The sequence below is a fragment of the Patulibacter sp. genome, from assembly GCF_030655195.1.
In the GTDB taxonomy this organism is placed as follows: Bacteria; Actinomycetota; Thermoleophilia; order Solirubrobacterales; family Solirubrobacteraceae; genus Patulibacter.
Window position 1 is genome coordinate 1 of sequence record NZ_JAURWA010000127.1, and the last position, 2,535, is coordinate 2,535.

The window sequence follows — 2,535 nt, forward strand, 5'->3', positions numbered from 1 at the left end:
CCGACCTCGAGCTCTTCGACGCCCTGACCGCGGCCACCCGGCGCCTCGCCGCCCGGGCCGGCGACGCCGCGGACCTCGCGCCCGTCGCCGTCGGGAGCACCTCGTGAGGATCGTCCGCACGACCGCCGAGCTGCGCGAGCACGTCCGCGACGTGCGCGCGTCCGGCGGGACGGTCGGGCTGGTCCCGACGATGGGCGCCCTGCACGCCGGGCACGTGTCGCTGATCGACGCCGCGGTGGGCCGCACGTCGAACACCGTCGTCTCGCTCTTCGTCAACCCGCGCCAGTTCGGCGACGCCTCCGACCTCTCGGCCTACCCCCGCACGGAGGAGGACGACGCCGCCCGCGCGCAGGCCGCCGGCGCCGACGTCCTCTTCGCCCCGGACGTCGACGAGGTCTACCCCGACGGCTACGCGTCCGAGGTCCGGGTCTCCGGCCCGCTCACCGAGCGGCTCGAGGGCGCCCACCGGGGCCCCGAGCACTTCCACGGCGTGACCACGGTCGTCACGAAGCTCCTGAACATGGTCGCCCCGGACGTCGCGTTCTTCGGCGCGAAGGACGCGCAGCAGGTGCTCGTGGTCCGGCGCCTCGTCCGCGACCTGGACCTGCCGGTGGAGATCGTGGCGCTGCCGACGGTCCGCGAGGCCGACGGGCTGGCGCTGTCCAGCCGCAACGTGCGGCTCTCCGCCGACGACCGCGCCCGCGCCGTGGCGATCCCGCGGGCGATCGAGGCCGTCGTCGCGGCGCTGGCCGGCGGCGAGGACGACGCCGCCGCGCTGCTGCGCGTCGCCGCGGGGCCGCTCGCCGACGCCGGCCTGGCGCCGGAGTACGTCGCCATCGTCGACCCGGCCACGCTCGCGCCGCGCACCACCGTCGACGCGCCGTCGCTCCTGGCGCTCGCCGTGCCGGTCGGCCCGGTCCGGCTGATCGACAACGCCCTGCTCTCCCCCGTCACCTCCGACGCCCCCGTGCCCGCGCTCAGCGGCGCCGGCTGGTCGGACCACCGCGTTCCCCCGACCCCCGAGAAGGGTTGACCCTCATGCAGCGCACCATGCTCAAGTCCAAGATCCACCGGGCGACGGTGACGGACTCCGACCTGCACTACGTCGGCTCGATCACGATCGACCCCGACCTGCTGGAGGCCGCCGACATCCTCGTCCACGAGCAGGTCGCCGTCGTCGACGTCGACAACGGCCAGCGCTTCGAGACCTACACGATCGTCGGCGAGCGCGGCTCGGGCGAGGTCAAGGTCAACGGCGCCGCCGCCCGCCTCGTCCACAAGGGCGACACCATCATCGTCATCTCCTACGCGCAGTACTCGCGCGAGGACCTCGAGCGCTACGAGCCGCGAGTGGTCCACGTCGAGCGGGGTACCAACCGCATCATCGACGTCGACGACGCCGTCGCCACGCTCCTCACCGAGACCGATCGGGTGAGCACGGTCGCCTAGGCGACCGCGCTCCCGCACCCTCACTCCTCCTCACCCGGAGACCACGCATGTCCGCCAGCCCCCGCACCGTCGCCTCCCCCGGGATCGACCGCGCCCCCGTCACCGTGACCTCGCTGCTCGAGCTCAAGCAGCTGGGCCGGAAGATGGTCATGGTGACCGCCTACGACTACCCCTCGGCCGTCGTGGCCGAGCAGGCCGGGGTCGAGATGGTGCTCGTCGGCGACTCCGCCGCGACCACCGTCCTGGGCCTCGACTCCACCGTCCCCGCGACGATGGAGGAGCTCCTGATGCTGAGCAAGGCCGTGCGGCGCGGCCTGAAGGCCACGTTCATGGTCTCCGACCTGCCGTTCGGCTCGTACGAGGCGTCGGACTACGACGCCGTCAAGAGCGCCCAGCGGTTCGTCAAAGACGCCGGCGCGCAGGCGGTCAAGCTCGAGGGCGGCGGCGTCATGGTCGACCGCGCCCGGGCGATCGTCAACGCGGGGATCCCGGTCGTCGGCCACCTCGGCCTGACCCCGCAGACGGCCAACGCGCTCGGCGGGCTCCGCGCCCAGGGCAAGAAGGCCGAGCAGGCCGCGCAGATGGTCCTCGACGCCCTCGCCCTCCAGGACGCCGGCTGTTGCGCGATCGTCCTCGAGGCGATCCCGGCCGCCGTCGCCGAGGAGCTCATGCCGCTCCTCGAGATCCCGGTCATCGGCATCGGCGCCGGCGCGTCGACCGACGGCCAGGTGCTCGTCTGGCACGACCTGCTCGGGCTGCTGCAGGGCCACACGGCGAAGTTCGTCAAGCAGTACGCCCACCTGCAGAACGACATGGTCGCCGCGGTCCGCACGTACGCCGACGAGGTCCGCGGCGGCGTCTTCCCCGCCCGCGAGCACACCTACGCGATCCCGCCGGAGGAGCTGCAGCGCTTCCAGGGCTCGCTCGCGCAGATCCACGGCGACGAGCCGGGCGAGGTCGAGGGCCACCCGGCCTGAGGCCCCGAGACCCGCGCCCCGGCGAACCCGCGGGCCCGCGGGGCCAGGCGAGCGGGCGCGTGACGTCGGGCCCGCGGGCGCGAGGCCGGCGGGCGCGGGCGATCCGCCG

General features: G+C 74.3%; 3 protein-coding genes. All 3 read left to right on the top strand.

Annotation, left to right across the window (positions count from 1 at the left end; genetic code table 11):
- The first annotated feature begins 103 nt into the window (after nt 1-103).
- Genes panC through panB form a run of 3 tightly spaced genes read left to right on the top strand, consistent with a single transcriptional unit; the run spans nt 104 to nt 2,426 of the window.
- Nucleotides 104-1,033 carry a pantoate--beta-alanine ligase gene (panC, locus tag Q7T67_RS14095; protein ID WP_304790730.1) on the top strand — a complete coding sequence of 310 codons (930 nt, stop codon included), beginning with the start codon at nt 104-106 and terminating at the stop codon, nt 1,031-1,033.
- 5 nt (nt 1,034-1,038) lie between these two features.
- A complete protein-coding gene (panD, locus tag Q7T67_RS14100) occupies nt 1,039-1,449 on the top strand; it encodes an aspartate 1-decarboxylase (protein ID WP_304790734.1) in 411 nt (136 codons plus the stop codon).
- A gap of 47 nt (nt 1,450-1,496) precedes the next feature.
- On the top strand, nt 1,497-2,426 hold the full coding sequence (gene panB / locus Q7T67_RS14105; protein WP_304790737.1) for a 3-methyl-2-oxobutanoate hydroxymethyltransferase: 930 nt from the start codon (nt 1,497-1,499) through the stop codon (nt 2,424-2,426).
- Nucleotides 2,427-2,535: the final 109 nt, after the last annotated feature.